At 37.6% G+C, this 1,434-nt stretch carries 2 protein-coding genes; both read left to right on the top strand.

Annotation, left to right across the window (positions count from 1 at the left end; genetic code table 11):
* Nucleotides 1-1,162, top strand: a 1,162-nt coding sequence (locus ACOI1D_RS21630; RefSeq protein WP_422504263.1) for an IS91 family transposase, incomplete at its 5' end; no start/stop codon positions are given.
* Nucleotides 1,131-1,391: a hypothetical protein gene (locus ACOI1D_RS21625; protein WP_422504262.1), complete on the top strand. Its 261-nt coding sequence runs from the start codon at nt 1,131-1,133 to the stop codon at nt 1,389-1,391. The genes ACOI1D_RS21630 and ACOI1D_RS21625, both read left to right, overlap by 32 nt.
* The last annotated feature ends 43 nt before the right edge of the window (nt 1,392-1,434 follow it).

The following is a 1,434-nucleotide window of genomic DNA, read 5'->3' as shown; positions in this document are numbered from 1 at the left end:
TCGATTTCCTGAAAGTTATCGCAACGATATAAAAGAAACGGTAAATAAAGCAATTAAATGCGGGACACGAGATATGGGCTACGCTCGTTATGAATGTCTGGGATGCGATGGAAACCCTGATCCTAAATTTGTATGTTTTACGTGTAAAAGTCGATTCTGTCATCGATGCGGAAAAAAATATACAGATGATTGGTCAGATAAACAGCAGGAAATGATCTTCGACGTTCCTCATCGTCATATGGTATTTACCATTCCGAAGGAACTAAGGGATGTATTCTATGATGATCGTAAAAAACTTAATGATTTAAGTAAACAAGTGGCTGAAGTATTTCAATATCATAATTATCATAGGAGTAAAAAAAGAGGGCTACGTTCCGGTATTATTACGGTAATACATACTTTCGGGCGTGATTTGAAGTTCAACCCACATATACACGCTCTTGTAACAGAGGGAGCTCTGGATAATCAAAATGAGTGGGTATCTAATGGATATATTCCATATGAGTTTTTAAGGAAGTCATGGCAGAAAGTCGTGTTAGACTTGATGAAAAAATGGTTTCCAGGAAACCAAGAAGTTAATGAACTTGTGAATGACTTATATCAAAGATATCCAAATGGATTTTACGTAAACGCTGAAAGAAAGATAAAAAATGCCAAGGGTGTAGCTAAATACATAGGTAGATATCTAGCACGACCTGCGGTTGCTGAGTATCGTATAGAAAAATATGATGGAGAAATGGTTCACTATTGGTATGAGGATCACCGTACTGGTAAACGAGTGGATAAGAAAGTTCGTGTTTATCGATTTCTATTTGAATTACTCCAACACATACCGCCAAAACATTTTCGAATGGTTGGACGATATGGGCTTTATAGTAGAAGATCCCATCATAAAGCACAGCAAATATTAAGTTTACATGCGTTCATGCGCACTAAACAAATCGCATTACTTTTGGAAACAAAGCGTAAGAAGAAAACATATCGCCAACGTATGATCGAATCATTTGAACAAGACCCGTTCCAATGTCCTCATTGCCAAAGGCAGATGGAGCTTGTAGGAATATGGCATAGTGATTATGGTTGGATTTATCACTACATGGAAGAAATAGAAATGGAGAGAAGGAGGAAATATGGATTTGTCAAACATAAGAAAACAGGATAGATCATCAAAAGAAATAGATAGGTGGCTGGAAGACGATGACCCCTTTGGATTGAATGAAGAAATGGAAATAGTCTTATTCAAATGCCTGGATTGTAAGAAAACCGATGAAGTCCCAGAATATATCATCGGTGAATTTAGTGTGGATCTAAAAAAAGGGGAGAAAGTCGAGTTACATTGCCCCTACTGTAATGGCACTATGATAGAAGCGAAAAATATCCCAAGTGACTAATTCTCACTTGGGACGTGTGCAAGGCGCGTTAGCGCTTTTGTTC

The sequence above is a fragment of the Virgibacillus sp. DJP39 genome, assembly GCF_049310925.1.
Lineage (GTDB): Bacteria > Bacillota > Bacilli > Bacillales > Amphibacillaceae > Virgibacillus_F.
The sequence above is the reverse complement of the archived record's forward strand: the minus strand, read 5'-3'. Positions and strand labels throughout refer to the sequence as shown.

Coding starts and splice junctions, on each gene's coding strand:
- ACOI1D_RS21625 (WP_422504262.1), top strand. CDS start 1,131: ATGGATTTGTCAAACATAAGAAAACAGGATAGATCATCAAAAGAAATA.